This is a genomic window from Mesorhizobium sp. M7A.F.Ca.US.005.03.2.1 (assembly GCF_003997795.1).
GTDB lineage: Bacteria > Pseudomonadota > Alphaproteobacteria > Rhizobiales > Rhizobiaceae > Mesorhizobium > Mesorhizobium ciceri.
Map to the genome: position 1 here is coordinate 1 of NZ_RZRP01000804.1, position 2870 is coordinate 2870.

Here is a 2870-nt window from a genome sequence, read left to right on the forward strand (position 1 = left end):
GGCAAGCGGCACCGCCGCGGCTTCGACATGGCTTAGACGATCCGGTTTGGCAGCCGCCTCCGTCGCCTTGACCACGACATATTCGGCATTGCCGCCCCGGTCATGACCAAGCATCGCAAACAACGGGTCGCCCTTCTTCAACGTATGCGCCCGCGTACCGCATATTTCCACCGTGCCGGATACGTCGCGCCCGAGCGTGACCGGCAGGGTCTCGCTCACCGACCCTTCGCGGGTCTTGTAGTCGATCGGATTGACGCTTGCGGCGCGGACCCTGAGCACAACCTCGTCGTCAAGCGGCTGAGGCGAGGGGACCTGATCGATCGAAAGGACCTCAGGTCCGCCAAAAGCGTGGATGCGGATTGCTTTCATGTCGGCATACCTCCTGTTGTCTGGCTGTCGGCGACGCTGTCTGCAGGGCTGTCGTCAGCGGCTGTGCAACCGGGGTTGCGGCGGCAGGCACGCTGGCCTCCCGGGGGGCCACCGTCAGATGATTTTCCACCGTCATCGGCGACCCAGCGGGATGCCAATTTGTCGGCGGCCAATCCGTCACGATCAGGCCGCCGCAAGGACGCCCAGTCCTGCTAGGCCGTAGACTGCGTCGGCGGGTTCTGGTTCATCATCCACAGCTCGATCGCAGCCAGCACCGCGACCAGAACGCCGATTACAACATGCACGCCCATGGCTGTGGTTGCCTGGAATCCAAGCACCCAGGGAGACACAACTACCCAAAGACCCACAACGAGGTTCAGCCATTCCTCCCAGACAGCAAAGGCGAAGAGGGCGGCAACCGAAAGCACGACAATCACGATGCCGCTGCCCATGGCATTCTGGGACTGTGTCCCCGCCGCGAAGGCGAATATCCATGGAGAGAAGAAGAGAATTGCTCCGAGGACCAGATTTGCTACGTCACAGAGCTTGGCGTTTGACCATTGGTTCATGATTTTTCTCCATCAAGCGTGCTCTCCACGCTTCCGAAGCTCAATCGGCGGCCTTGAAACCGTCGGGTCACATGGCGGCAAGGCTACAACCAGACTTGCTGGCTTTCTAACTGGAGAGCAGGCCGTTGGTTCCAACCAATCGGCCTGGCACGGCACCGGGAACTCTCCTCGCCGGGAGCATTCAGCCACTCCCGATCCGTTCGCGACATACAACGCGGCGGGAAGGTGCGAGGCGCAGGCGATTACCCATGTGATCGCCTCTCGATCATAGTCGTCACCCGGAGCGCCAGTCCTCGAAGAAGACGTTCAATGTAAGCGTGATGTGTTCGCGTTCTGGCAGCCTTCTGTGCCGCTTCCTTCCTGCCGCGGGTACCCTTGGTCACTGCCTTGCGCGCGGCGGCGGAACGACCGGATGCGCCTTTCGTTTCGGCGGCCTTCTCGGCGGCGGCCGCCCGCGCCATGGGCGCGCGTTGTCTCTGGGGACCAACGCGCCGAGGTTACAAATGAACCTATCCCAGCCTTTGGCTTACCGACATCGACGACGCGCGGGGAGTCAGACGCTGGCAAACCTCGGAGATCGGGATCGATACCGGTTCACGACGGGTTGCTGATCAATGCGCATGGTTCGCATGCCGAAGCGGACGTCACGGCTGCGTGCAAATCGGCACTGGCTGCGGCGGCGGTGCCGGATGATCCTTCCTGTATTGGGCGATGATCGGCTCGAGGGTCTTTCGCGGCCAGAATTTCGGTGTGCCGATTTCCTTCAGGCAGGACGCGTTCCAATAGGTGCCCGGCTGTGAATGGTTGGCTGCGACCGCGGCGATGTCGCGCGATTCCGGGTAGATGTAGAGCGTCGTCGGATTGTCCTTGACCATCGGGATAATCTGCTGCGCATCCGCCGGCGACCAACTGGTGCAGCCATTGCTGCGACCGCCGGCATAATCCACCAGCTTGCCGAACGGCACGAAGCCGTCATGGTCGGCATGCGAGCTGTTCGGATTTTTGCGCAGGCACAGGCCGTGCAGCACCTGGGCCGCGTGGCCGCCGATCACCCGCTGCCTGGCGTTCGCGGCTTCGCCTTCGCCGTCGAACTGGATGAAGGTGCGCTGGAAAGCCACGTCCCGTTTCGCACCAGTGCGGTAATAACCCTTGAACGAGGTTTTCGCCTCGCGGGTCATATAGGCGCCGCCGGCCGTCAACGATGAATCCATCGCATTGCCGAAGTTCTTCGCGCACCGCTTGCCGTTCGAAAAATCGACGACACCCTTCAGATTCCGCCCGCTGCCATGACCCGACGAAATCGCGCGGAAGGACTCGCTGCCCTCGCAGATGACGTAGTAGCGGCGGCCGAGCACGCCATTGCCCAGATCGCTGGGGCGTGTCGCATCCATGGCGAAGTAGCAGGGGTTCTTGACGGCCCCTTGGGCGACCTTCTTCCGATAAAGCGCGCGGGCTCGTTCGAGGACAATTTGTGAGATCTGGCCCTCGCTGTTGCCGACATGAGCCTGCAACCAGGCCGGAACGTCAGATGATGCGGCAAAGGATCGAGCCGACACCGTCACGGCGATGACGGCGACGAAAAAGCTGGCGACGACGCCCAGACAAACAGATCTCAACCGCACCGGATCAATTCTCCTGTCGAAGCGAATGGCGATTTCTTGCGGTATTGCCGCGAGAATCGATCATAGATGGCCTCGCATTATCAGGCGAAACACATCTTGTTTAGCGCGCCCGCATGAAGATCCGCAAAGCAGGTCGACGCATGCAACGGCCCTACGCCGACATGCTGGCTCCAGGCTTGCGGCGGACGTCTTCGTATCCTTGAAGCAGGGCAACGAACTCGGGTTGGCGGGTTCCTTCGAGCTCGTCGGCGCGTTGGCTGACGGAGCATCAAACGAAAAACCCGCCTGTGCGGCGGGCCATCGGCGCAAA

3 protein-coding genes are annotated in these 2870 nt (G+C 61.6%); all 3 read right to left on the reverse strand.

What is annotated here, in order from left to right; genetic code table 11:
* Positions 1–369 (reverse strand): alcohol dehydrogenase catalytic domain-containing protein (locus EN991_RS30580; RefSeq protein WP_164769481.1); only part of this gene is annotated, 369 nt, incomplete at its 3' end.
* Positions 370–581: 212 nt separating this feature from the next.
* A complete protein-coding gene (locus tag EN991_RS30585) occupies positions 582–938 on the reverse strand; it encodes an SPW repeat protein (protein ID WP_027162069.1) in 357 nt (118 codons plus the stop codon).
* Positions 939–1582: 644 nt separating this feature from the next.
* Positions 1583–2560 (reverse strand): hypothetical protein, encoded by a 978-nt coding sequence (locus EN991_RS30595; RefSeq protein WP_127370147.1) that lies wholly within the window; start codon positions 2558–2560, stop codon positions 1583–1585.
* Positions 2561–2870: the final 310 nt, after the last annotated feature.